At 64.9% G+C, this 23,872-nt stretch carries 22 protein-coding genes and 2 tRNA genes; 14 read left to right on the forward strand and 10 right to left on the reverse strand.

The window, feature by feature from the left end:
* Positions 1-278: 278 nt before the first annotated feature.
* Positions 279-2,624: a hypothetical protein gene (locus AC58D2_RS10305; RefSeq protein WP_497389973.1), complete on the reverse strand. Its 2,346-nt coding sequence runs from the start codon at positions 2,622-2,624 to the stop codon at positions 279-281.
* Between the two features lie 68 nt (positions 2,625-2,692).
* On the opposite strand from AC58D2_RS10305, the gene AC58D2_RS10310 reads away from it, so the two are divergent.
* Complete coding sequence (locus AC58D2_RS10310) at positions 2,693-2,998, forward strand: Hpt domain-containing protein (protein ID WP_497389975.1); 306 nt, start codon at positions 2,693-2,695, stop codon at positions 2,996-2,998.
* 171 nt (positions 2,999-3,169) lie between these two features.
* Positions 3,170-4,456 (forward strand): tetratricopeptide repeat protein, encoded by a 1,287-nt coding sequence (locus tag AC58D2_RS10315; protein ID WP_497389977.1) that lies wholly within the window; start codon positions 3,170-3,172, stop codon positions 4,454-4,456.
* 75 nt (positions 4,457-4,531) lie between these two features.
* Here AC58D2_RS10315 and AC58D2_RS10320 read toward each other — a convergent pair whose 3' ends face one another.
* A complete protein-coding gene (locus tag AC58D2_RS10320) occupies positions 4,532-5,005 on the reverse strand; it encodes an Lrp/AsnC family transcriptional regulator (protein ID WP_497389979.1) in 474 nt (157 codons plus the stop codon).
* 167 nt (positions 5,006-5,172) lie between these two features.
* On the opposite strand from AC58D2_RS10320, the gene AC58D2_RS10325 reads away from it, so the two are divergent.
* The 8 genes from AC58D2_RS10325 (at position 5,173) to AC58D2_RS10360 (ending at position 12,305) form a co-directional block, all read left to right on the forward strand.
* The gene (locus AC58D2_RS10325) at positions 5,173-6,849 is read left to right on the forward strand and encodes a histidine kinase dimerization/phospho-acceptor domain-containing protein (RefSeq protein WP_497389981.1); all 1,677 of its coding nucleotides are present in this window, start codon (positions 5,173-5,175) and stop codon (positions 6,847-6,849) included.
* Positions 6,850-6,853: 4 nt separating this feature from the next.
* Positions 6,854-7,879, forward strand: coding sequence for a polysaccharide deacetylase family protein (locus AC58D2_RS10330; RefSeq protein WP_497389983.1), 1,026 nt, complete (start codon positions 6,854-6,856; stop codon positions 7,877-7,879).
* 51 nt (positions 7,880-7,930) lie between these two features.
* A tRNA-Ile gene (locus AC58D2_RS10335) sits at positions 7,931-8,006 on the forward strand.
* A 67-nt stretch (positions 8,007-8,073) separates the two neighbouring features.
* A complete protein-coding gene (locus tag AC58D2_RS10340; RefSeq protein ID WP_497389985.1) occupies positions 8,074-9,549 on the forward strand; it encodes a M20 family peptidase in 1,476 nt (491 codons plus the stop codon).
* Between the two features lie 62 nt (positions 9,550-9,611).
* Positions 9,612-9,688 (forward strand) — tRNA-Pro (locus AC58D2_RS10345).
* A 91-nt stretch (positions 9,689-9,779) separates the two neighbouring features.
* Complete coding sequence (locus AC58D2_RS10350) at positions 9,780-11,639, forward strand: CshA/CshB family fibrillar adhesin-related protein (RefSeq protein ID WP_497389987.1); 1,860 nt, start codon at positions 9,780-9,782, stop codon at positions 11,637-11,639.
* A gap of 124 nt (positions 11,640-11,763) precedes the next feature.
* Entirely contained in the window at positions 11,764-12,135 is a 372-nt protein-coding gene (locus AC58D2_RS10355; protein WP_497389989.1) for a PRC-barrel domain-containing protein, read from the forward strand.
* 2 nt (positions 12,136-12,137) lie between these two features.
* Complete coding sequence (locus AC58D2_RS10360) at positions 12,138-12,305, forward strand: hypothetical protein (protein WP_497389991.1); 168 nt, start codon at positions 12,138-12,140, stop codon at positions 12,303-12,305.
* Between the two features lie 89 nt (positions 12,306-12,394).
* Here AC58D2_RS10360 and AC58D2_RS10365 read toward each other — a convergent pair whose 3' ends face one another.
* Together AC58D2_RS10365 and AC58D2_RS10370 are read right to left on the reverse strand one after the other, a co-directional pair.
* A complete protein-coding gene (locus AC58D2_RS10365; RefSeq protein WP_497389993.1) occupies positions 12,395-12,673 on the reverse strand; it encodes a hypothetical protein in 279 nt (92 codons plus the stop codon).
* Positions 12,674-12,819: 146 nt separating this feature from the next.
* Positions 12,820-14,193 (reverse strand): M20/M25/M40 family metallo-hydrolase, encoded by a 1,374-nt coding sequence (locus tag AC58D2_RS10370; protein WP_497389995.1) that lies wholly within the window; start codon positions 14,191-14,193, stop codon positions 12,820-12,822.
* A 145-nt stretch (positions 14,194-14,338) separates the two neighbouring features.
* Here AC58D2_RS10370 and ettA point away from each other — a divergent pair, with 145 nt between their 5' ends.
* Positions 14,339-16,018 (forward strand): energy-dependent translational throttle protein EttA, encoded by a 1,680-nt coding sequence (gene ettA / locus AC58D2_RS10375; protein ID WP_497389997.1) that lies wholly within the window; start codon positions 14,339-14,341, stop codon positions 16,016-16,018.
* Between the two features lie 5 nt (positions 16,019-16,023).
* Positions 16,024-16,488, forward strand: a complete 465-nt coding sequence (locus AC58D2_RS10380; protein WP_497389999.1) for a PaaI family thioesterase — start codon at positions 16,024-16,026, stop codon at positions 16,486-16,488.
* Positions 16,489-16,492: 4 nt separating this feature from the next.
* On the opposite strand, the gene AC58D2_RS10385 is transcribed toward AC58D2_RS10380, so the two are convergent.
* Genes AC58D2_RS10385 through AC58D2_RS10400 form a run of 4 tightly spaced genes read right to left on the reverse strand, consistent with a single transcriptional unit; the run spans position 16,493 to position 20,706 of the window.
* Positions 16,493-17,833: a chloride channel protein gene (locus AC58D2_RS10385; protein ID WP_497390001.1), complete on the reverse strand. Its 1,341-nt coding sequence runs from the start codon at positions 17,831-17,833 to the stop codon at positions 16,493-16,495.
* A gap of 60 nt (positions 17,834-17,893) precedes the next feature.
* Positions 17,894-18,592, reverse strand: coding sequence for an NYN domain-containing protein (locus AC58D2_RS10390; RefSeq protein WP_497390003.1), 699 nt, complete (start codon positions 18,590-18,592; stop codon positions 17,894-17,896).
* Positions 18,585-20,018, reverse strand: coding sequence for a sodium/proline symporter PutP (putP, locus tag AC58D2_RS10395; RefSeq protein ID WP_497390005.1), 1,434 nt, complete (start codon positions 20,016-20,018; stop codon positions 18,585-18,587). Before putP ends, AC58D2_RS10390 begins: the two co-directional genes overlap by 8 nt.
* A 49-nt stretch (positions 20,019-20,067) precedes the next feature.
* On the reverse strand, positions 20,068-20,706 hold the full coding sequence (locus AC58D2_RS10400) for a carbonic anhydrase (protein WP_497390007.1): 639 nt from the start codon (positions 20,704-20,706) through the stop codon (positions 20,068-20,070).
* A gap of 62 nt (positions 20,707-20,768) precedes the next feature.
* Between AC58D2_RS10400 and lipA the strand changes: the two genes are divergently transcribed.
* Complete coding sequence (gene lipA, locus AC58D2_RS10405; protein WP_497390009.1) at positions 20,769-21,704, forward strand: lipoyl synthase; 936 nt, start codon at positions 20,769-20,771, stop codon at positions 21,702-21,704.
* Positions 21,705-21,706: 2 nt separating this feature from the next.
* Positions 21,707-22,186 (forward strand): type II toxin-antitoxin system RatA family toxin, encoded by a 480-nt coding sequence (locus AC58D2_RS10410; RefSeq protein WP_497390011.1) that lies wholly within the window; start codon positions 21,707-21,709, stop codon positions 22,184-22,186.
* Here AC58D2_RS10410 and AC58D2_RS10415 read toward each other — a convergent pair.
* Together AC58D2_RS10415 and AC58D2_RS10420 are read right to left on the reverse strand one after the other, a co-directional pair.
* Positions 22,129-22,692, reverse strand: a complete 564-nt coding sequence (locus AC58D2_RS10415) for a CinA family protein (RefSeq protein ID WP_497390013.1) — start codon at positions 22,690-22,692, stop codon at positions 22,129-22,131. The genes AC58D2_RS10410 and AC58D2_RS10415 overlap by 58 nt on opposite strands.
* Positions 22,689-23,867 carry a bifunctional 2-C-methyl-D-erythritol 4-phosphate cytidylyltransferase/2-C-methyl-D-erythritol 2,4-cyclodiphosphate synthase gene (locus AC58D2_RS10420; RefSeq protein ID WP_497390015.1) on the reverse strand — a complete coding sequence of 393 codons (1,179 nt, stop codon included), beginning with the start codon at positions 23,865-23,867 and terminating at the stop codon, positions 22,689-22,691. Before AC58D2_RS10420 ends, AC58D2_RS10415 begins: the two co-directional genes overlap by 4 nt.
* Positions 23,868-23,872 lie beyond the last annotated feature (5 nt).

Below are 23,872 nucleotides of genomic sequence, written 5' to 3' on the forward strand. Positions count from 1 at the left end.
TAGCGGCCCGATCACTTCCCATTCTTCGTCTGTAACGCCAATCCGCTCGCCCAAGGCAGCCTCCAAAAGCCAGCCTTGAATCAAGGTCCGAGTCCACAGTCAAGCTTTGTCCACGAAGCCTAGTTAACGTCCGCAATCGGTCGTTCACGGGCATTCGTCATCCCGGACTTGATCCGGGATCCATTCTTCCAACGTTGCGCCTAGTGGACCCCGGATCAAGTCCCGGGTGACGAGGAAGGAAAGTCCCCTTCGGTCGCAAACCCCCGCGAGCTGCACCATCACCCCCGCAGGCGGTCGATCGCCTGGGCGAGTGCGACGTAGAGCTTGCCGATGTCCGAGGAGAGCAGGGTAACGCTGATCGCCGAGCCGTCGCGTGCGCCGATGAGCAGGCGCAGCATCGCCTCGAAATCGTGGATGAACTGGTTCACCGCGGCGTGGAAGCCGTCGTCGTTCTGATAGAGGCGCAGGATTTCCTTCGCCTCGCTGTTTTCGACCAGCTTGACGGCGCGGCGCGCAAAGACGCCGCGATCGCCCTTCAGATACGCATCCCAGGCGGTGTCGCTGACTTCGCTGGACAGGATTTTGGTGACATCGATCGCAGTCGATTTGAGGGCTTCGGTCAGCAGGCCGACCTGCTTGGCAAGCGAATCGCGATCCGACGCGGCGATCGCCTGTTCCGCTTCGACCGCCCGCTGTTCGACGCTCGCGCTGGTATCCATGATCGTGATGAGCTGGCGCATCAGTCGGTCGGCAGCACCGTTTGCCGCCTCGACCGCGCGTTGCGATGCGTTTTCGATCGCCGCGAGCTGGGTCATCACCTCGGTCTTGAACGCCGCGTCGACGGCTTCGCCGGCGGTCGCCTCCATCGCCTCGCGCGCACCCGCGACGAGGGCATCGAGCGTCTTGCGCGCGTCGGCGGCAGCGGCTTCGGCGGTCGAGCGCACCTCGTCGAGGGTCGCGGCCATCCGCGCGCCGCCCTGTTCGGCGAAGCTGTCCGCACCGCTGTGCAGCCTGGCGAGCGCGGCGTCGGCTTCGCCGAGCGCAGCGTTGATCCGGTCGACCAGCGCCTGCTGACGCTCGCCGTGAGCGGCCATCTGCTCCTCATTGGCGTGGAGCGTCGATTTCACGGCGTTGACGTGCGACAGGGTCGACTGCGCGACAAGTTCGGACGCTTCGAGCATCGGCTTCATCTGCGAAAGCGCGGTCTGAGTCGTCTTGCCATGCGCCACCATGCGATCGAGCGCATGGGGCAGGGTCTCGTCGAGTTCGCGGGTCACCGCATCGAGCGCGAGCAACAGCGATTCGGCATGGCCGATCAGTTGGTGCGCAGCGCCGTTGCCCTTTGTCACCTCGTCCATGAATGTCGCAAGCTGCGCCTTGGTGTCGGCGATCGCCCGGCCGATGACGCCGGTGCTTGCCGACACGCTGATGTCGAGAAGCTCCAGCTGTTCGCGCACACGTCCGGCATCTTCGCCAATGCGGGCCGTCAGTGCGGCGCTGGCTTCGCTGTGACGGGCGATGTCCGCACCGATCGCGTCCCCGGCATCGCACGCCGCTGCGAGGCGCGCGTCGAGCTCGGCGGTCGCGGCCTCGACGCCCTCGCGAAATGCCTGCCAGCCTGCCGTGCTGCGTTCGGACAGTGCTTCCACCGTCGCGGAGAGATCGTCGCGTATGGTCGCCGCGGAACCCGTGATCTGCGCCAGTGCCTTGCCGTGCGCCCCGGTGACCTGGGCCGACGCCGCCAGCAATTCGTTTTCGGCATCCTTGCTCTGCGCGCGCAGCCCTCCGATAGCCTCGTCGAGTGCCGCCGCCGAATCCTGACCCACCTGTGCGGCCTTCGCCGCCTCTTCGGCAAGTGCGGCCAGCCGCGCTTCGAGGTTGGCGCCCTGCTGGTGCGCCACAAGGCCTGCCTCGCGGAAATTGACCGCGAGCCGCTGGGCGACATCGTCGATCCGCGGCAGGCCGGCGAGCAAGCCGTCCATGCGCTGCATCGCCACGTCGCCAGAGCGAGCGAGCTGGTCGTGCGCGTTCGCGATCACCGAAGCATTACTGGCCAGCTTGTCGCTGCTTTCGTGCAGCCGCGCCACGGTGTCGAGCCCGAGTTGCTGAACCGTGCCGGCCTGATCGGACAATTGCCTCTGCGCATCGGCCAGATGCGCCGCCAGACCGCGGATCGAATCGTTGAGCGCCGCATTCTCGGCCCGGAGCGCCGCCGCGACCCGGGCGAAGCGCGCCTGCTCCGACCGGCTCGAGCGCAGCCACACCATCCAGACCATCCCGAGCAAGGTCAACGGCATGGTGATCGTCGCCATGAGCGCCGGCCATTCGTCAAGCGGCAGGGTTCTGGCAAATCCCTGCGTTGTTGTCGCGAGTGCGAAGGCGGTCCAGCCGATCGCGACAAGCACGAGCAGAACTGCGGGAAGCTGGTCGCGCAGCGTCGGCCGCGAATCCTCGTCCGGAGCCACCGGGGCATCGGCCGCATCGAGCGCCGACATGTCGAGCCAGTCGCGTTCGGACTCGGCCCGTGCCTCCGGTTCGACGCCATCACCCGGCGCCGACACGTCCGTTTCCTGGTTCGTCGCGGAATCCCGCCACAGACCGACGATCTTCTTATGCCCCGTCATAATCGCATATTAGCAGCAAATGGCGACCATGAAACGGAAACTTAACCACAGCATGACAAGGCTGTGGAATGTCGTTCGATAGCGGCCCCCTCGACCGGTACCTGACCGCCGCCGTCGGTAACGACCCGGCGGCCGCGCTTGATTTGCGCGGCGCCTTTACGGGGGGAGCGCGCGAACTGGCCGACCTGATGCGCCGGTCGCGCTGCGACGCCAACTGGAATATGGCGGCGTTGCGCCTGAAAAGCCTGTCGGCGACCTTTGGAATTGTCGCGCTGATCGAATTGTCGGAAGAGGCGATGAACGGGGTGCCCGGCGACCCCGCGGTCCTGCGCCGCATTCACGCGGCGATCGACGCGATCGACGGAAACGCCTGATCTTCGGCGACGACGAACCGGGTTCAAATCCCGTTCAGCCGCCGCTGTCCATAAGGATAACGACGAAGGCCGTCTTGCCTTGGCAACGCTAGCCGTTTAGCCGCGTTATCGAAACGCGGCCGCGGGTTGCGCATGTCCGGGCAGGGCGGCCGATTCAAAGGAGAGATTTGCATGGTCAACCGTTTTCGCTCGATGCCCGCCACGGCTATGGCCGCGCTGCTGGGCTGCGCGCTGATGACGACCGCGGCGGCCCCGGCGGCTGCCAAGGAAAAACAGAAGAAGGAAGAATCGCAGGGCGCGCAGATTTCGCCCAGCAAGGGCTTCGCCCCCTCGTTCAAGGGGTTGAACGAAGCGTTGAGCAAGAAGGATGCGGCAGCACTGCAAGCCGCGCTTGCCGAAGCGCAGCCCAAGGCGACGACCGAGGACGATAAATATCTCGTCGGCTTCTTCACATTGCAGCTCGGCATCCTGAACAAGGACAAGGCGTTGCAGGAGCAGGGGCTCGACACGGCGCTGGCGACCGGGAAGGTGCCAGCGAGCGAAGCGCCGGTCTATAACCTTTTCTCGGGCCAGTTCGCTTATGAGAAAAAGGATTATGCCAAGGCGGCTCAACGCTTCGAAGCCGCGAAGGCCGCCGGGTCGACCGAGCCCAACCTGCCGCTGCTGCTGGTCAACAGCTATGTGAGCGGCGGCCAGGTCGACAAGGGCGTGGCGCTCGCAAAGGAAGAGATCAACCGCATGCTTGCGGCGGGGCAGCAGCCTCCCGAACAATTGTTTGTGACGCCTGCGCGTGCTTTGCAGGAAGCCAAGCGCACGAACGAAATGCTCGATCTGTTGGCGCTCCGCGTCCAGGCGTATCCGAACGCGGCGACCTGGAACCAGACACTTCGCCTGGTGCTGGGAACGACCGGCGGAAACAAGGCGATGTCGCTCGACGTCTTTCGCTTGATGCGGGCGACCAATGCGCTCCTCGAGCGTAGCGAATACGCCGAATATGCCCAGCTGGCGACCGAAGCGGCGTTGCCGGGCGAGGCGGTTTCGGCGATCGAAGCCGGCAAGCGGGCGAAAGTCATTCCCGCCACCGACACCGCTCTCAACGAAGTACTGAAGGCGCAGACCGATCGGGCCGGCGACGAGGAATCGACCATCGGAGCCTATGCGAAGAAGCCTTCGACGCTGTCGAATCCCAAGGTCGCGGGCGCGACCGGCGATGCGCTCGCCGGCTATGGCCGCTATGCCGACGCAATCCCGTTGTATCAGGCGGCGGCGAACGGGGGTGCGGACAAGGAGATGTGGACCTATCGCATGGCCGTCGCGCAAGCGATGTCGGGCGATGCCGCTTCGGCAAAGACGACCTTTGGCCAGATCACGGGACCGTATCAACTGCTCGCGAAATTCTGGCTGGCCAAGCTGAATGCCGCGCCCGCTGCGGCGCCGCAGCCGGCAACCGCCAGTTGATCCGGCTTCACTCGATGTACGAAAATGAGGCGCCGGCCTTGCGGTCGGCGCCTCTTTCCTGATCGACGGCCGCGGTCAGAGTTCGACGGGAATTCCCGCAACCTGCTTCGCGGTGCGAATCGTCAGAGATGTCTTCACGCTGGTGACGTTCGGCGCCGACGTCAGGTGCGCGGTCAGGAACGACTGAAAGCTCTGAAGATCGCGCGCGACGACCTTTAACAGAAAGTCTATTTCGCCGTTGAGCATGTAGCATTCACGCACTTCGGGCAGGTGTCCGACATAGTCCTCGAACGCCTTCAGGTCGGCTTCGGCCTGACTGCGCAGGCTGACCATCGCAAAGACGGTGATGCCATAGCCGAGCTTCGCCGCGTCGAGGTCGGCATGATAGGCGCGGATCACCCCCGATTCTTCGAGGGCGCGAACCCGGCGCAGACAGGGAGGGGCGGTCAGCCCCACCATCTGCGCCAGTTCAACGTTGGTAATCCGCCCGTTTTTCTGCAGCTCGTCCAGGATCTGCAAATCGATCTGATCGAATTTTTGGCTCGCCATTTTGTAACTTCCGCTTTCCAAGCATTGAACGACCATAATATTATTTCAGCCGATTGCAATTGTCCCACAATGCGACGCGATGGTTAAGGTGCTTTCCTGCCGCCGCGATTCACGCTAGCCGGTAATGAAATGCTAACCAATGAAGACGGGTGTGGGGCCGGTGCCAGGTGACTGCTGACACGATGATCGCGACGATCCTGCGCCAGGCGCCCGCCGATGGGCGGGCCAGCATCGCCGCGTGGCGACAACTCTCCGATATTCTGGCGCAGCGCGGGAATCAACTGGCGGATTCGGATATCCGGCGCGCACTCCATGCGCTCGCCGTGCTGCGGACCAAGGTTCCCGAAGCGGTTCGCGGCGATTGCGCGCGGGCGATCGCGCGGCATTGCCGTTTTGCGCCCCTCGTCGCCTTTTATGCCAACGACGTGCCGAGCGTATCGGCCGCGATGCTCCGCGAGGCGCGGCTCGCGGACGCCGACTGGCTGGCCCTGTTGCCTGCGACGGGCCCGATCGCGCGCTCGATCCTGGCGGGGCGCGGCAATTTGTCGCCGATGCTGCAAAGGGCCCTTGCTGCACTGGGAAGCGCTTCCGTCGCGTTGCCGCATTCCTCGCACGGTCGGGACGAGGTGGCCATCGAGCCCGACCGTCCGGAGGCGCTTTCCGCCGTTCACCGGTCTTCCGCGGCTGAGCAGGTGCCGGCCGGGTCGAGCCAGATCAGCGAGCTCGTCCGCCGGATCGGCCAATTCCAGTCGACTCGCAACCAGCCGCCTTCCGACGCAAGCGCCGCGCCGGTCAGCAAGGCATTCCTGTTCGAAACGGGCCCGGACGGCATCGTTCACTGGGTCGACGGAATCGCGCGCGGGGCGATTATCGGCCTGTCCATCGCCGATGCGGCGATCGGCGGCGAACCCGGCGTCGACGGCGTTGCGGCGGGCGCCTTTCGGCAGCGCGCCGAAATCCTGAATGCTCGCATGACCATCGAAGGCATGGCGAGCGAAGCCGGCGAATGGCGCTTTTCGGCCTTGCCCTGGTTCGACCCGGCGAGCGGCCAGTTCCGCGGCTATCGTGCGAGCGCGCGGCGACCGTCGCGGAACGAAATACCCTATGGGCACCCGGCATCGAGCGATGCCGGCGATTCGATCCGCCAGCTCATCCACGAATTGCGGAGCCCGCTCAATGCGATCTCGGGCTTTGGGCAGATCATTTCGGGTCAGATGTTCGGGCCTGTCAGCCAGTCCTATCGCACGATGGCCGAAACGATCGTCGCCGACGCCGCGGCGATCCAGGCGATCATCGATGACCTTGACACCGCGACGAAGGATGATGCGAAGCTGGCGGAGGACATGCCTTCCGACGTCTCCGACCTTGGCGTCATCATGGCCCAGGTCGAGGGCGATCTGGCCGAACTGGTGGAGGACCAGCAGATCGACCTGACGATCGCCCGGGTGGGTGGTCCGTTCCGCGCCGTCGCGAGCGAAACCGATGCCCGACGGATGATTGGCCGGTTGCTGACCGCTCTGGTCGACATTTGCGAGCCCGGCGCGGCGCTGGTCGGCCAGCTGGTTACCGAAAACGCGCACGACGACATGCTGCAATTGCGGATCGTCCGTCCCGCGGCGATTCGCTTCGCCAGCGCTGCGGATCTGCTCGATCCGGGCTACAGCCCCGACGGCGAGGCGCCGGGGGCCGCGGTGCTCAGCCTCGGTTTTTCGTTGCGGCTCGTCGACAGGCTGGCGCGCGGGGCGGGCGGTCGGCTCGATATCGGGCATAACGCCTTGACCTTGCACTTGCGCTCGGCCAACCCGAAGGCCGATGCCGACCGGGAGGTCCGGCAGGGCGACTAAGGCCGTGAAGGGGGATGGCGTGCAGGCGGCGGGCAATCTGTTCGACTTTCCCGCGGCAGCGGACTGGATCCGCCTGTCCGACGACGAGGCGCCGCGTTTTTGGGTGACGGTCGACACCGAAGAGGATTTCGACTGGTCGGCGCCGTTCACGCGCGATGGCTTTCGCCTCGATTCGGTCCCTGCGCTTGCAGCATGCCAAGCCTATTTCGAAAAGGCGGCCGTCCGCCCGATCTATCTGGTCGACTGGCCGATCGTCGCCGACGATCGCGCCCACGCCATCCTGGGTGATGCGCAGGCCGGCGGACGCTGCGACGTGGGTGCGCAGCTCCACCCCTGGGTGACGCCGCCTCACGAAGAGGCAGTGAACGACCGCAACAGCTACACCGGCAATCTGCCGATCGCGTTGCAGCGCGCGAAGATGACGGCGCTGCGCGACGCGATCCGCGATCGTTTCGGGTTGGCGCCAACCGTCTATCGCGCCGGACGCTATGGCCTCGGCCCGCAAAGCGCAGCGATGCTCGCCGAACTCGGCTTTCGGTGCGATACATCGGTGCGCTCGGGGTTCGACTATCGCGCCGGGCACGGCCCCGACTATCGCGCCGCCCCGCTCTATCCCTGGCGCGTGTCGACCGCCGCCGGCAATTTGCTCGAAATGCCCGTCACCACGGTATTCGGGGGGCTGCTCGGGCAGGCCGGGCAGGGGCTATACCATCGCTTGACGCGCGAGGGGACGCGCGCCCGTGCTCTGCTCGCGCGGCTTGGGCTTGTCGAGCGCATCGCACTGACTCCCGAGGGCATCCCCGCCGAGCGGGCGTGCCGGGCGATCGATATCGCGGTCGACATGCGGCTTCCCGTGCTGAACTTTTCCTTTCATTCGCCATCGCTACGACCGGGGAACACGCCCTATGTACGCAGCGCGGCCGATCTGGACCGTTTCTATCGCTGGTGGGATGTCGTGCTCGATCATCTGGCGCGGCGCGGTGTGGAACCGACCGACGCCGCCGCCGTTGTCGCGCTGGCCGATCGCTGAACCTCCTTGCCAATAGGGCGCCCGCTCCGCTATCGCCGCCCGGCCCCTAGGGGGCCTGTAGCTCAATGGTTAGAGCTGGCCGCTCATAACGGCTAGGTTGCGGGTTCGAGTCCTGCCGGGCCCACCATTTTCCTTGCCAACATCGCTGTAAGTTGGTCCAAAGGCCCAAGCGGGAAAACCGAAAGAGAGGGGACATGGCGAAGACGCGCGCAATTCTGCTGGGAGGACTGGCGATCGTCGCGGTTGCCGCGGGCGCGGTTGCGGTCGAAACGGCGACCTTTGCTCCCCGCGATGTCGCGGACGGCAGCGACGTCACGCTCGCTGCCGCGCCGGCCTATAGCCTGGACGATGCGGTCCGGCATCTGAGCGCGGCGGCGCAAATTCCGACGATTTCGCATCAGGATGCGACTGACAATCAGCTCGCCGAGTGGGACCGGCTGCACGCGTGGCTGGCCGCGGCCTATCCGGCCGCGCACAAGGCGATGACGCGCACGATATTGCCGAACCGCACGCTCCTCTATCATTGGGCGGGGAGCGACGCGACGCTCGCACCGATCATCGTGATGGCGCATCAGGACGTCGTTCCGGTCACCGAGGGAACCGAAGGCGACTGGAAATATCCGCCCTTTTCGGGGCGGATCGCCGAAAATGCGGTGTGGGGTCGCGGTACCGTCGACGACAAGGGATCGCTGGTCGGCCTGTTCGAGGCGCTGGAGGCATTGGCAAATGCGGGCTTCCAGCCCAGGCGCGGCATCTATCTGGTGTCGGGCCATGACGAGGAGGCGGGCGGATCGGGCGCCATTGCCGCCGCCGCCAGGCTGAAGGCCGACGGCGTAAAGGCGATTTTCGCGATCGACGAAGGCAGCCTGGTTCTGACCGATACGCCCGTCATCGATGGCCCTGCGATCATGATCGGGATCGGCGAAAAGGGGTACGGCACGCTGAAGGTGACGGCGGCCGCGCCCGGGGGTCACAGTTCGATGCCGCCCGCCGAAACCGGCGTGACCACGCTGGCAAAGGCGGTGCTCGCAATCGCCGATAATCCGTTCCCGCTGGAGATCCGCGGTCCGGGTGCCTCGATGCTCGAGGCGCTGGCAGCCAAAAAAGGCGGTACGACCAAGATGGCGGTCGCCAATCGCTGGCTTTTCGCGCCATTACTCAAGCGCCAGATCGCGGCGTCGCCCTCGACCGCGGCGGCTTTCCATACGACCATCGCGCCGACGATGCTGGAGGGCAGCCCAAAGGAAAACGTCCTGCCGCAATCGGCAAACGCGCTGATCAACTATCGGATCGCACCGTGGAACAGCTCGGCCGACGTCCTGGCGCGAGCGCGGGAGGCGGTGGGCGATCTGAAAGTCGAGCTGTCGTGGGTCAAGCCCCCGCGCGAGCCCTCGCGCATCTCGTCGACCAGCTCCGAGGGCTGGAAGTGGATCGCCGCCGCAGCGCGCGCCGATGCTCCCGGCGCGACGCTTACTCCCACGCTCGTCGTCGCAGGTACCGACAGTCGAAGCATGGAGCCGGTGTCGAAGGACGTTTACCGATTCATGCCGATGCACCTGTCGCTCAAGGAAGCCGGCATGATCCACGGAACCAACGAGCATATGGCGGTCGACAGCTTCAAGCGGATGATCGATTTCTACGCGCGGCTGATCCGCACCTCGACACAATAGCGTTGTCGTCCCAAAGCGGGGATAGACTTCGCGCGCCAGACTGATAAAGGCGCGCGCAGGGTCGGGGAGTAGCGCAGCCCGGTAGCGCGCCTGCTTTGGGAGCAGGATGTCGCAGGTTCGAATCCTGTCTCCCCGACCAATTTCGCCTGTCCCGATATGGGACAGGCTTAACTCCCCGCTAAGCAATTGCGATTATTGGGTTCGGCAAAGGGACCAAGGCGATTGCAGCGATGGCGGGGATTGGCTGGAAAAACTGGCTTTGGGCGTTGGGCCTGTTGGTTGCGCTGTTCTGCGGTGCGGCTCCGGCTCACGCGGCCAACTGCTATTATGCAACGGCGCAGGGTGCCACCGGTCCGGCCGATTGGCAGACTTATTGCTGGCTGGACCTGTCGGCCTATAACGACGCGACCGCGCGCTCTTCGGATGGGCAGAGCTTTTCCTTCACCTTGACCGACGGCACGGTAATGAGCTTTCAGTTGAAGGTGTCTGGAGCCACGGCGACGTCCGCGGCGGCGCCGTCCTGGTCGGGCGCCGCGGTCGGCAACACGGCCTTCACCGGTATCGCAGGACGTCCGGTCCTCTATCAGACCGCTGGCGGCACCACGACGGTCACCATCAGCAGCATCACGCTGACGCCGCCGACGTCGGGAACGATCAGCCAATACATGTTCGTCGGGGCCGATGGTGAATCGTCGAACGGCGGAGAAAGCCTGAGGTTTCAGACCAACGGCGGCGGCTGGCAGATCCTCGATACGGTGGGACCCGTGAGCGGATCGACGTACCCGACGGTTTCGGGCGCCGGAACGACGAGCTTTACCGAAACCGGGGTCAACGGGACGGTTGGGGCCTATATCGTCGGCTCGACCTCTCCGACCCAGGTTACGACGACGCTGGTCGGTAGCGGCCTTCAGGGCGCGATGTTCGCGGTGCGCTTCGCATCGATCCGGCTGACCACTCAAATCGCGCCCACCCGGGTCTCGGTGGCCGACCAGTTCGCCTTTTCGATCCGGTCGACGGGTACGGGGACCGCACTTGCCACGGGCGCCACGAGCGGAACCGGCAACGGCCCGTTCACCGCGGCCGCGCTGTCAAGTTCAGCGGCCTTGCCGCTGACGCTCGTGCAGTCGATGGCGAGCGGCAGCGGCAACAGCCTGGCGCACTATCGCTCGGTGCTGAGTTGCTCCAACGGCAACAGCGGGTCCGGCACCCCGCTTCCGACCGGCGTCGTAACGACCACCTATAATTTCGGCGCGCTGCAATTCGGCGATGCGGTCAGTTGTACCTTCACCGAAACACCCTTTCCCCATCTGCAACTTGTGAAGGCGCTCGCGGCGTCGGGGCGGCAATTTGCCGGCGATCAGTTCACGGTCCAGATCGATCAGGGTGGGACAGTGGTGGCGACGGCGACGACCACGGGAACGGGGGCGGCGGTCGCGAACGGATCGACCGGACAGGTTCAGCTTGCAGCGGGAGAGACCTTCAACCTCGGCGAAGCGGCGGCGGGCACGACGCTCCTCGATCAATACATCGCCACCATGGCCTGCACGAACGCATCCGGGTCTTCGACGGTTCTGCCAACGATCCCCGGTGGCGGCGTGACGCCGCAGATGGGCGACGTCATCACCTGTACGATCACCAACAGCAAACGGGGTCCCAATGCTGCGCTGACGATCGTCAAGACATCGGCTCTCGTGTCGGATCCAGTGAATGGCGCCAGCAATCCCAAGGCGATTCCCGGTGCCATCGTGCGATACAGCTTTGCGGTGCAGAACAGTGGCCCGACGGCCGTCGACAACAATAGCGTGCTGATCGTCGACACGCTGCCGCCGGGGATCGTGGTAGGCAGCGCCGCGACGCCGATCTTTGTGCAGGGTACGCCGACGAGCGCGCTGACCTTTAACAGCGGCACCGACATCCGCTACTCGAACGCAGCGACGCGTCCGACCAGCTTTTCGGGTTGCAGCTACACCCCGGTAGCCGCTTATGACCCCGCGATACGCCATATTTGCCTGCGCCCGCGCGGCGCCATGGCCGGATCGACGGGAACGCCGACGAATTTCGTCCTCAGCTTTCAGGCAAGGATCGACTGACGATCCGCGCAGCCGTGCCGGCCCCGCGACCGGTCGAGGAACATCGGCGATGCTGGCTCGTTGGTTGGAAAGGTGGCGGTGCCACCCTGTGTCGCCGCCCTCATCCAGCAAAGGAGAAGGAGCCATGACCGACACACTCGACAGACCGCAAACGCACCGCCTGATCGCGTCCGACAAAGTCGAAGGGACCGCAGTCTATAACCCCGAAAATGAAAAACTGGGCACCATCGTCAACATCATGATCGAAAAGCGCTCGGGCAAAAGCGAATATGCCGTGCTCGAATTCGGGGGCCTGTTCGGCCTCGGCAGCGATCATTACCCGATCCCTTGGGACATGCTGACCTATGACGTCGACAAAGGCGGATATGTCGTCAATCTGACGAAAGCGCAGATCGAGGGTGCACCGCGTCACGAGCGTGAGAAAACGCCCGAATATACCGATGACTACGGCCGGACGATCTATGGCTATTACGGCCTCAGCTATCCGATGCTTTGATCATGGCGCGGCCAGATACACATCCGGATAATCAGACGGACCATCGCGCGCGCGACGTTCGCGGCGGGGAGATCATTCTGACGTCGCGGGCGCGCCGGTTCGTCTTTCTCGGCGGGCTTGTAGCCTTCGCGATCCTCGCGCTTCTCGCCGCGATCCTCGCGCCACATTGACGTGCGGTACCGGACCAAAAGAAAAAGGCGGCCTTCCCGAAGGAAGACCGCCTCTTTTCGGTTCGGTCAATGCCCCGAAGGGCCGTGACTTACTTCGTTTCTTCAGCCGGAGCGGCAGCGGCGTCGGCCGGAGCAGCAGCGTCAGCAGCCGGAGCAGCGTCGGTCGCAGCAGCGTCGGCGGCGGTTGCAGCAGCTTCCGCACCTTCGGCAGCGGCGTCAGCGCCGGCAGCAGCAGCGTCGGCACCAGCTTCCATGGTCGCGTCAGCGGCCGGAGCTTCGGTGGTGGTGGCTTCGTCAGCAGCCTTTTCACCGCAAGCGGCGAGGGCGAACATGCTGGCAGCAACGGCGATAGCAGCAAACTTCTTCATGATGTGTGGGCTCCCTAAAATGCCTTTCCGCGCTTGGGAAATTTCCCGCGGCGCGAGCGGCGGGATTTAGACGTTCCGCGTGAATCGTCAACAAAAATAATTGAGATGTCACGCGAGCGCGCAAAACGGCGTTTTCCGGTTAAGTGCTATGGTAACTCGCTGTCGGAGCTGTTCGCGAGAATCGCCAAGGTCGCGCTCCAGACCACGACATTCTGACGCAATTGCGCAGGATCGATCTTGTCGAGCGTGTCGTCTGGGGTATGGTGAATGTCGAAATAGCGCGTTCCATCCTGCCCCAGGTCGACCGCCGGGACACCCGCCTGAATCAATGCCCCGACATCGGCGCCGCCATGCGCCTCGTCGCGGCCCGTTGCGACCCCGAAAGGTGCGACCGCGGCCCTGATCCGCTTTTCAAGGTCGGCTGCGCTTTCGGGCAGCTTGAATTCGACACGCCAGATGCGATCGGCGCCAAAATCCGATTCCATTGCAACGGCGTGCGCTTCCTTGCCATGCGCATCGAAATAGGCCTGCCCGCCGAAAACGCCCACCTCTTCGGCGCCGGCCCAGAGCAGGCGGATGGAGCGACGCGGCCGCCCGGCCTCCATCACATGCTTCGCGGCCGCGGTGATGATTCCGCAGCCCGACGCGTCGTCGATTGCCCCCGTGCCGAGGTCCCAGCTATCGAGGTGGCATGCGACGATCACCGGGCTCGCACCCGGATCGCTGCCCGGGACCTCCGCTATGACGTTGCCAGATGCCTGCTCGCCTATCGACTTGGGGGTCAGGAGGAGTTTCATCGTGAGCGGACGAGCGCTGCGCTGGCGCTGCCGAACAAGCTGGTCGGCATCGGGGTTCGAGATCGCGCCGGCCGGAATCGGATTTACGCCGGCTTCGAAATTCGTCACCCCGGCGTGCGGGTTGCGATGGCCGTCGGTGCCGATCGAGCGGATAACGATCGCGGCGGCGCCTTTTTTCGCCGCAACATTCGGCCCGACGAAGCGTCCGCGGCCATAGAAGCCATAGCCGCTGCCGTCCTGCGTCGGTTTCATCTGGTTGTCGATAAAGACGATCTTGCCCTTCACCGCTGCGTCGGGGGCCGCGGCGAGGGCGTCGAAGCTCGCGAAATAGGCGACTTCGCCCTCCAGTCCCTCGGGACCGGTCGAGCCGCTGTTGCCGAGCGCGGTGATCGCCAGTTTTTGCGGCACGAACGGACCGGTCAGCCACGCCATTTCCTCGCCGCGCTGCCACACCGGCATAGTATAGGATTCCTCGCGGACTTTCGCGAACCCCATAGCCTTCAGTTTGGCGACCGCCCATTTGCGGGCGGCGGCTTCGCGCTCGGTTCCGGCGGGGCGCGGTCCAATCTCGGTCGTCAGCCCTTCGGCAATTTCCCACGCGGGGTCGGCACCCTTTTGGGCAAGGTCCACCGCGGTCGGAGCCTGATAGGCCAGGGCGCCGGTAGCGGCGAGGGCGGCGGCCGCGAGGCCGGCGAAGCGGGCGGGAGCATAGATGTTTCTCATGGCCGCAGTCCTAGCGATAACGGCGCATGGGGAGCAAGCGTCGATTGCCAAGTGCGCGCCCATTCGCTAACCGGCGCTCGATTCAACGTCTCCCCGCCGCCGCCCGCCAGAGGGCGCGGCTTCACCCGGATTTCGGAGCATTTCGATGGCGGCCCAATATAGTTTCGTGATGAAGGGTCTCTCCAAGACCTATCCCGGCGCGCAGAAGCCGGTGCTGAACAACATCAGCCTGCAATTCTACCCCGACGCGAAGATCGGCATCGTCGGCCCGAACGGTACGGGTAAATCGACGCTAATGAAGATCATGGCGGGCATCGACAAGGATTTCACCGGCGAAGCCTGGCCGGGCGAGGGGATTACTGTGGGCTATCTGCCGCAGGAGCCAGAGCTCGATCCGACCAAGACGGTGAAGGAAAATGTCATGGACGGCGTGCGCGACGTCGCGGACATGATGGACCGGTTCAACGAGATCAGCGCGCTGATGGCCGACCCGCCCGAGGATGCCGATTTCGACACCCTGATGGCGGAGATGGGCGAGCTTCAGGAAAAGATCGATGCGGTCGACGGCTGGACGCTCGACAACCAACTCGAAATAGCGATGGAAGCGCTGCGCTGCCCGCCCGGCGACTGGAGCGTCGAGAACCTGTCGGGCGGCGAAAAGCGTCGCATCGCGCTCACCCGCCTGCTTCTTGAAAAGCCGTCGATCCTGCTGCTCGACGAGCCGACCAACCACCTCGACGCCGAAAGCGTCGCCTGGCTCGAAAAGCATCTCGTCGACTATCCGGGTAACGTCATCCTCGTCACCCACGATCGCTATTTCCTCGACAATGTCGTGAACTGGATCCTGGAACTCGATCGCAGCCGCTACTTCGTATATGAGGGCAATTATTCGACCTATCTGGAAAAGAAGGGCAAGCGGCTCGAACAGGAAGCGCGCGAGGACGCCGGCCGCCAAAAGGCTATCAAGGACGAGCTTGAGTGGATTCGGCAGTCGCCGAAAGCGCGTCAGGCGAAATCGAAGGCACGCATCAAGAGCTTCGACCAGCTCGTCGAGGCGCAGGAAAGCCGCGCCCCCGGCAAGGCGCAGATCGTCATCCAGGTTCCCGAACGCCTTGGCGGCAAGGTGATCGAGGTCGAGAATGTCTCGAAGGCCTATGGCGACAAGCTGCTGTTCGAGGACCTGTCCTTTACCCTGCCGCCGGGCGGCATTGTCGGGGTGATCGGTCCGAACGGCGCGGGTAAGTCGACGCTGTTCCGCCTGCTGACCGGGCAGGAGCAGCCCGACGGGGGTTCGATCGCCTTGGGCGATACGGTGCGCCTGGGATATGTCGACCAGAGCCGCGACGCGCTCGACCCCAACAAGAATGTCTGGGAGGAAATCTCTGGCGGCCACGACATGATGACCGTTGGCAAGCACGAGATGCAGACGCGCGCTTATGTCGGCGCGTTCAACTTCAAGGGCGTCGACCAGCAGAAGAAGGTCGGCATGTTGTCGGGCGGCGAGCGCAACCGCGTCCATATGGCGAAGATGCTGAAAGCCGGCGGCAACGTCCTCCTGCTCGACGAGCCTACCAACGACCTCGATACCGAAACGCTGGCGGCGCTCGAGGAGGCGCTGGAGAATTTCGCAGGCTGCGCCGTGGTGATCAGCCACGACCGCTTCTTCCTCGACCGGCTTGCGACGCACATTCTGGCGTTCGAGGGCGATAGCCACGTCGAATGGTTCGAAGGCAATTTCGAAGCCTATGAGGAGGACAAGATCCGCCGCCTCGGCGACGAGGCGACGCGTCCGCACCGGACCTCCTATAAAAAGCTCACCCGGTAACCCCGATGAGCGAGGGGAACGGCGCGCCGCCCACCGAGCAGCCGGTTTCGTCGAGCGCGCTCCGCCTGGATGCGGAGGCGCTGAACGACTTCATGGCCGACGCCTTTCCCAATTCGGCGCCGGGATCGCGCGGGCGCGTCGTATCGGTCGAACCGGGCCGCCTCGTCGCCAGGCAGGAGCCCGCCGAGACCATGTTACGGCCCGGCGGCCTGATTTCGGGGCCGACCCAGATGGGGCTAGCCGACATGGCGGCCTATGCGCTCGTCCTCGCACATATCGGGCCGGTCGCGATGGCGGTCACGAGTGCGCTCAACTATCAGTTCCTGCGCCCGTGCCTGCCCGAACCGCTCAATGCAGAGGCTACGCTGCTACGCCTTGGTAAGCGGCTCGCGGTGATGGACGTGCGACTTTATACCGACGATGCGAGCCGTCCCGTCGGGCAGGCAAACGTCACTTACGCCATCCCGTAACCGGTCAGGGGACCGCCACCGCCGGCGGCTTGCCCTTTTGCGGCATCATCCGCCGGGCGAGGCCGTGATAGAGACGCGTCGGGCAAACTTGCGCGCTCGTCCAGTCGGCGATGAGGGCGGTCAGGAACAGGGGCAGGATAACGCCGCGCGCCGCGGTCGCCTCGATCAGAATGATGACGGCGGTCAGCGGTGCCCGGACGACGCCGACGAAATAGGCGACCATGCCCATCATCACCACCGCTCCGACCGGGCTTTCCGGAAAAATCGGGGTCAGCAGGTTGCCGAAGCCCGCGCCGACCGCGAGCGAGGGCGCAAAGATGCCGCCCGGTGCGCCGCTGAGTGTCGAGGCGAGGGCGGCGGCGAACTTCGCGGGGAAGAACCACAGTTTGCCGTGATTGCCTTCGACCAGGAATTTGGTCACGTCATAGCCCGTGCCCCATGTGGCACCCTTGGTCACCACCCCGACCACCGCGACGACGAGACCGCAGCCGGCGGCAAAGAGGATCGGCCGCTTGGCGACCCGGCGTGCCCAGTCGGCGGTCTTGTCGCTCGCGGCGAGAACGATACGGGCGAACAATCCGCCCGCGAGCCCGCCACCAAGACCCGCAATCGGCGCGATGAGCAGCGTGTCGCTGACCGGCAGCGTGTCGCGCATGACGCCGAAATAGACATAGTCGCCCGCCAGCGCGAGGCTGACGAGGCCCGAGATCATCACCGCGCCCATCGTCAGAACCGCGACGCGCTGTTCATAGGCGGAGGCCAGCTCTTCGATCGCAAAGGCGATCCCGGCAAGCGGCGTGTTGAACGCCGCCGCCACCCCCGCAGCGCCCCCCGCGATATAGACGCCGGCGGTGATCCGGACCTTGAGCAGGCGATGTATGGCGACCATGATCGCCGCGCTTACCTGTACCGTCGGCCCCTCGCGCCCGACCGACCCGCCGACCGCCAGCGTCGTCAACGTCAATCCGAGTTTGGCAAAGGCGGTGCGCAGCGACACCAGCGGGCCATTCGATTCCTGTTCGGGCCGACGCCCCGCCGCGATGATCTGTGGAATACCCGAGCCGCGCGATTCGGGTGAAAAGCGGTTGGCGGCCCAGACGACGAAGGCGAAGCCGGCCGGTGTGAGGAGGATCGGCAGCCACCAGACCTGATGCGCGATATGGAAGATCAGTTTTTGCGCCTCGTCGCCCGCCTTGGCGAATGCGAGCGCAACGAAGCCGAGCAAGAGCGCCCCGCCCACCATCGCGGCGCGGCGCCAGATGTCGACCACCTCGGTCCGCGCTCGGCGCTGCGCGCGCAGCTGCCACAGGCGCGCCCAGCGCGGCAGTTTCGGCTTGATCGGCATGCGCGCCCTGTGGACCGCACGGAGGCGGAGCGCAACCCCGCACGCGGCTAAAAGCTGTGGCTAACGCACCCTTTTGATGCGCAAGGGACCGCCCTCGACGCGCTCGGTCACGAAATTGGGGATGTCGGCGATCATATCCGACAATCGGCTGTAGCCATAGTTGCGGACGTCGAAGCTGGACCGGTTGCCCGCGATCTGTCCGACCTCTCCGAGCAGCGCGAAGCCGCTATCGTCGCGCTTGGCCGTCTTCCAGGCATTGCCCAGCAATTCGATCACGTCGGGGGCTATGGTCTTTTTGGCCGACGCTTTCCGGTCGGTTCCCGGGGCCTCGATCAGCGCGTCGACGTCGATAAAGCGCGTGCAGGCGCCTTGGAAGCCCTCCGGCGTCTTGGCGCTGCCAAAGCCGTAAACCGGGATGCCATCCTGTCGGACGCGCATGGCGAGCGGCATGAAGTCGCTGTCGCTCGACATGATCCCGAGCCCGTCGAGCCGGCCGCGATAGAGCAGGTCCATCGCATCGATCGTCAGCTTCATATCGGTGGCATTCTTGCCTTTGGTCAGGTCGAACTGCTGCTGCGGCTCTATCCCGAAGCGATGGAGCTGGTCGACCCACCCCTTCAGCGCGGGTTTGCGCCAATTGCCGTAGGCGCGGCGGATATTCACCGTTCCGAGTTCGGCGAGTGCTGTGAGCACCGGGTCGAGTCCCGTCGGACGCGCATTGTCAGCGTCGATCAACAGGGCGACATTACCGTCAGCCATCGGGCATCTCCTTGGATAGCGGGGCGGCAAGGCTCACCGCGACGATCGCAATCATGGCCGCCGCGAAGCCGGGAACCAGTTCATAGAGCGTTGCGCTCCATCCGGCCTGAATCCAGAGTATGACGACGAGAGCCCCGACGATCATCCCGGCCAGGGCTCCGTTCCGGTTCATCCGTGGCCACATCAGCGACAGCAGGATCACCGGGCCGAACGCGGCACCGAAGCCGGCCCAGGCATTGGAAACGAGGCTCAATACGCTGCCGTCGGGATTCTGCGCAAGGATCATCGCGACCGCTGCCACCGCGATCACCGAAAGGCGTCCTACCGTCACGATTTCGGTTTCGCCGGCATCGCGGCGCACGAACAGGCGGTAGAAATCCTCGGTCAGCGACGATCCGGTCACCAGAAGCTGCGCCGAAATCGTGCTCATGATGGCGGCGAGGATGGCCGAAAGCAGGAAACCGAGCGCGAGTGGGTGAAGCAGGACCTGTCCCAGCAGGATGAACACGGTTTCGGGATCGTCGATCGGCGTCGCATGGGCGGCGAACCAGGCGCGCCCGACCAGTCCGACCGCAATCGCTCCGATCAGCGAAATCAGCATCCAGGACAGGCCGATGAACCGCGCGGTCGGGATGTCTTTCACCGACCGGATCGCCATGAAGCGCACGATGATGTGCGGTTGCCCAAAGTAGCCGAGACCCCACGCCGCGGCCGATATGACCGCGAGCAGGCTGGTGCCTCCGAACAGGCTCAGCATGTCGGGATCGATATCGCGCAGGATGTCGCAGATGCTTGCGCTCTGGCCGAAATGCGTCAGGGCGACTAGGGGAACGGCAATCAGTGCGATCATCATAATCGTGCCCTGAACGAAATCGGTCAGGCTGACCGCCAGGAACCCGCCGAGCACGACATAGGCGACCACCACCGATGCGGTTACCCAAAGCCCTGTCTGATAGGAGAGGCCAAAGGCGGATTCGAAGAGCTTGCCGCCCGCGACGAGGCCCGACGCGCTGTATACGGCAAAGAAGACGACGATCACCAGGCTGGCGACGACGCGCAGCACATGGCTGCGATCGGCGAAGCGATTGCCGAGGAATTCGGGAATGGTCAGCGCGCCGTATCGCTCGGTCTGTTCGCGCAGCCGCGGCGCGACGAGCACCCAGTTCGCCCATGCGCCCAGGAACAGCCCGATGCCGATCCAGCTTTCGGCAAGCCCCGAGACATAGATGGCGCCGGGAAGGCCCAGCATCAGCCACCCCGACATATCCGACGCGCCCGCCGCAAGCGCCGTCACCGCGGGGCCGAGACTCCGTCCGCTGAGCAGATATTCGCTGCTGTCGGAGGTCGATTTGCGCCAGGCATAAAGGCCGATGCCGAGCATCAGCGCAAAATAGGCGCCGATGGCGAATAGGGTCGCGTTGGTCATGACCGGAGGGTGTAGCGCGTTTCGAAACGAAAGAAAGGGAGGAGGGCGTTCAGGCCGGAGCGAACGTCCCCTTTCCTTCGTCGAGCACATGCAGAACACCGTCGCTGATCGCAAAGAAAGCGCCCCGCAGCTTCAGCGTTCCGCGCTTCTCGCGCTCCTGGATGCACGGAAAGGTCCGCAGATTGGCGAGGCTGACCTTGACCCCGGCCATCTCCATCGCGCGACCGGCATCGCGGTTGTCGATGTCCGTGTGGGCGGCGCGAACCTCTGTGCTCGCATCGTCGAGCAATGCGATCCAGTCGGCGATAAAGCCGCCGCGGCCAGGCTCTGCGCCCTCCATCGTCCGGTGCAGCGCGGCATGGCAACCGCCGCACAGGCCGTGGCCCATCACGACGATTTCCTCGACGTTCAGGAACTGCACCGCGAATTCGAGCGCCGCCGAGACGCCGTGGCGTCCGGGAGTCGTCTCGAACGGCGGAACGAGCGCGGCAACGTTTCGGACGACGAAAATCTCGCCAGGATTGGTGTCGAAAATCTGCGCGGGTTCGACGCGGCTGTCGGAGCAGGCGATGACCATCACCTTGGGCGATTGCCCTTCGGCGAGCTCGTCCCAACGTTCGCGTTGTTCCTTCCAGCCTGTCGCGCGAAAGCGGCGATAGCCATCGACCAGTTCTGCAAAGCGAGTCATGCCAGCCCTTTAGCAGAAGATGGATGGTTGAGAAGAGGCGCCCGCGCGCCTATGTGGTCGCCATGAACGCACCCGTCCAACCGCTTTCGCAGCCCTCGCAGCGCGCCCGCAAACCCGACTGGATCCGCGTGAAGGCGCCGACCAGCCCCGGCTATGCCGAGACGCGCAAGCTGATGCGCGATTTGAACCTCAATACCGTGTGCGAGGAAGCGGCGTGCCCCAACATCGGCGAATGCTGGACCAAGAAGCATGCGACGGTGATGATCCTCGGCGACACCTGCACGCGCGCCTGCGCCTTCTGCAACGTCAAGACCGGCATGCCGCGCGCCGTCGACCCGCTCGAACCCGAACATGTCGCGGTCGCGGCGGCGAAGATGGGGCTGACGCATATCGTCATCACCTCGGTCGATCGCGACGACCTGCCCGATGGCGGCGCCCGCCAATTCGTTCGCGTGATCGAGGCGCTGCGCCGCGAAACGCCGCAGACCACGATCGAGATCCTGACCCCCGATTTTCGCAACAAGCCGGAGGATGCCGTCGCTTCGATCGTCGACGCCCGGCCCGATGTCTACAACCACAATCTCGAAACGGTGCCGCGGCTCTATCCGACGATCCGTCCCGGCGCGCGCTATTATGCCTCGCTGCGCCTGCTCGAACAGGTGAAGCGCCGAGATCCGTCGATCTTCACCAAGTCTGGCATCATGCTCGGCCTCGGTGAAGAGCGGATGGAAGTGCACCAGGTGATGGACGACATGCGCAGCGCCGACATCGACTTCATGACGATGGGCCAATATCTCCAGCCGACGCCGAAGCATACGAAGGTCATCGACTTCGTGACGCCGCAGGCGTTCGACGCCTATGCCCAGATTGCTCGGGCGAAGGGCTTCCTCCAGGTTGCCTCGTCGCCGCTGACGCGGTCGAGCTATCATGCCGGCGACGACTTCGCGGCGATGCGAGCGGCGCGCGAGGCGAAGCTCGCTCGCGCGGCCGCCGACTGACCTTGCCACGGCATCACGAAACGCGCGAACTTCCCTACAGCGCGGACCAGATGTTCGCGCTTGTCACCGACATTGCGCGCTACCCCGATTTCCTGCCGTGGGTCGTCGCGCTGCGTGTCAGGAGTGATGACGAAACCGAGGCGTTGGCCGACATGATCGTCGGGTTCAAGGGGCTGCGAGAGAGCTTTTCGTGCCGGGTCGAAAAACAAAAACCGACGCGGGTCGACGTCCATTATATCGACGGACCGATGCGCCACCTCGACAATGAATGGCATTTCACGCCAGCCGAAGGCGGCGGCTGCCGCGTCGATTTCATGGTCGATTTCTCGTTTCGCAACCGCCTGTTCGAAACGCTCGCGGGACAAATGTTCGACAAGGCCCTGCGCCGCATGATTGCGGCGTTCGAAGAGCGCGCGGCCGTGCTTTACGGGGCGGGCAACTCGGTATCTTCGGACGGGCGCAACGAGTCCTTCTCGGGCTGAAGCAGCTCGAGGGCGAACAGCGTGGCGGCGTGGCGGATCGCGGCGCGATCGTTCGACTCGAACTGGATACGCTGAGTGAAATAATCGTCCGGGTCCTGGCCGCGCAGCGCGCGGGCGAAGACGACGAGACCGACGGGCTTTTTTTCCGATCCACCGCCGGGGCCGGCGATCCCGGTAATCGCGACCGCGACATCGGCGTCGCTTTTAGTCAGCGCGCCGGCCGCCATTGCCCACGCGGTCGCGAGCGCGACTTCGCCGAAGGTGTCGAGAATTTCGGTGCTGACATCGAGCTGCGACTGCTTGGCTTCACGCGAATAGGTGATGAAGCCCGCCGAAAACACATCGCTGCTGCCCGGGATGTCGGTGAGCGCCGTGCATACCATGCCGCCCGTGCAGCTTTCGGCAATCGCGACGCGACGTCCAGCGGCGCGATTCGCGGTCAGGGCTGCCGTGGCGGCGGCTTCACGCGCAGCGAGGCGCGATTCGAGGTCGGGGTGCAAACTCATGTCTCCGGAAGTTGTAACGTAGCGACGGCCTGGGCGGCGATGCCTTCGCGGCGACCGGTAAAACCCAACCGTTCGGTGGTTGTTGCCTTCACACTAATGCGTGCCACCGGAATCGCAAGGATTTCGGCGATGCGGCCGCGCATCCTGTCCCGATACGGGCCGATTTTGGGCGCTTCGGCGACCAGGGTGAGGTCGAGGTGATCGATGCGACCTCCGGCGTCGGCAACGCGCCGACCGGCGAATTCCAGGAAGCGCCACGACGCCGCGCCGCGCCACTCCGGATCGTTAGGCGGGAAATGCGTTCCGATGTCGCCGTCGGCAAGCGCACCGAGGATCGCATCGGTCAGGGCGTGGAGCGCGACGTCGGCGTCGCTATGACCTTCAAGCCCATGACTATGCGCGATTTCCAGTCCGCCAAGCCACAGGGGCTTGCCCGCAACCAATCGATGAACGTCATATCCCATGCCGACCGCTGTGCGCATCATCGTCTCCGTTCGCAACAGGCCCGAAAGGATCGCGACGTCGGCCGCATAGGTCAGCTTGTGCAGCCGTTCGTCCCCGTCGACCGCCGCTACCGGCCCGCCGAGTCGCCGCACGAGTTGGGCATCGTCGGTCGCCGCTTCGGCGGACGCGGCGGCGTGCGCACGGCGTAACGTGCCAAGCCGGAACGCCTGCGGCGTCTGCACGCGCGCCACACTGCTCCGGTCGACGATTTCACCGGCCTCTCGCCCATCCTGCCGTACCAGCGTATCGGGGACGGGCAGGGTCGGGATTGCGGCATCGCTGGTATCGAGCGCGCTCAGCAGCCGGTCGATTACCGCTGCCGACACGCCGGGCCTCGCGGCGTCGTGGATCAGGACGCGTGTTTCGTCGGGTCGGTCGGCAAGCGCGATGAGGGCGCTCGCCACCGATTGCTGGCGCTCGCTTCCCGGGCGTGCCGAAATCCAGTCCGAGGGCAGCGGCGTGATGGCTGCCATGACGTCATCGCTCGCGACCAGCACGCCGCTTGCGATCGCGGGATGCGCCGCTAAGGCGTCGAGGCTCCATTGAAGCACCGGCTTGCCGCCCAGCGATGCAAGCTGCTTGGGCCCGCCAAGAGCCGCACGCGCACCGACGCCGCCGGCCAGCACGACGGCAACGGCCTGCAATGCGGAAGGGGGCGTGGAGTCGGTCATATCCC

It is taken from the genome of Sphingopyxis sp. CR5 (assembly GCF_059693785.1).

Coding starts and splice junctions, on each gene's coding strand:
- AC58D2_RS10420 (WP_497390015.1), bottom strand. CDS start 23,867: ATGACCGACTCCACGCCCCCTTCCGCATTGCAGGCCGTTGCCGTCGTG.
- AC58D2_RS10310 (WP_497389975.1), top strand. CDS start 2,693: ATGTCGTTCGATAGCGGCCCCCTCGACCGGTACCTGACCGCCGCCGTC.
- AC58D2_RS10305 (WP_497389973.1), bottom strand. CDS start 2,624: ATGACGGGGCATAAGAAGATCGTCGGTCTGTGGCGGGATTCCGCGACG.
- AC58D2_RS10355 (WP_497389989.1), top strand. CDS start 11,764: ATGACCGACACACTCGACAGACCGCAAACGCACCGCCTGATCGCGTCC.
- AC58D2_RS10400 (WP_497390007.1), bottom strand. CDS start 20,706: ATGACTCGCTTTGCAGAACTGGTCGATGGCTATCGCCGCTTTCGCGCG.
- AC58D2_RS10350 (WP_497389987.1), top strand. CDS start 9,780: ATGGCGGGGATTGGCTGGAAAAACTGGCTTTGGGCGTTGGGCCTGTTG.
- AC58D2_RS10315 (WP_497389977.1), top strand. CDS start 3,170: ATGGTCAACCGTTTTCGCTCGATGCCCGCCACGGCTATGGCCGCGCTG.
- AC58D2_RS10320 (WP_497389979.1), bottom strand. CDS start 5,005: ATGGCGAGCCAAAAATTCGATCAGATCGATTTGCAGATCCTGGACGAG.
- AC58D2_RS10360 (WP_497389991.1), top strand. CDS start 12,138: ATGGCGCGGCCAGATACACATCCGGATAATCAGACGGACCATCGCGCG.
- AC58D2_RS10370 (WP_497389995.1), bottom strand. CDS start 14,193: ATGAGAAACATCTATGCTCCCGCCCGCTTCGCCGGCCTCGCGGCCGCC.
- AC58D2_RS10390 (WP_497390003.1), bottom strand. CDS start 18,592: ATGGCTGACGGTAATGTCGCCCTGTTGATCGACGCTGACAATGCGCGT.
- AC58D2_RS10415 (WP_497390013.1), bottom strand. CDS start 22,692: ATGAGTTTGCACCCCGACCTCGAATCGCGCCTCGCTGCGCGTGAAGCC.
- lipA (WP_497390009.1), top strand. CDS start 20,769: ATGAACGCACCCGTCCAACCGCTTTCGCAGCCCTCGCAGCGCGCCCGC.
- AC58D2_RS10365 (WP_497389993.1), bottom strand. CDS start 12,673: ATGAAGAAGTTTGCTGCTATCGCCGTTGCTGCCAGCATGTTCGCCCTC.
- putP (WP_497390005.1), bottom strand. CDS start 20,018: ATGACCAACGCGACCCTATTCGCCATCGGCGCCTATTTTGCGCTGATG.
- ettA (WP_497389997.1), top strand. CDS start 14,339: ATGGCGGCCCAATATAGTTTCGTGATGAAGGGTCTCTCCAAGACCTAT.
- AC58D2_RS10380 (WP_497389999.1), top strand. CDS start 16,024: ATGAGCGAGGGGAACGGCGCGCCGCCCACCGAGCAGCCGGTTTCGTCG.
- AC58D2_RS10385 (WP_497390001.1), bottom strand. CDS start 17,833: ATGCCGATCAAGCCGAAACTGCCGCGCTGGGCGCGCCTGTGGCAGCTG.
- AC58D2_RS10340 (WP_497389985.1), top strand. CDS start 8,074: ATGGCGAAGACGCGCGCAATTCTGCTGGGAGGACTGGCGATCGTCGCG.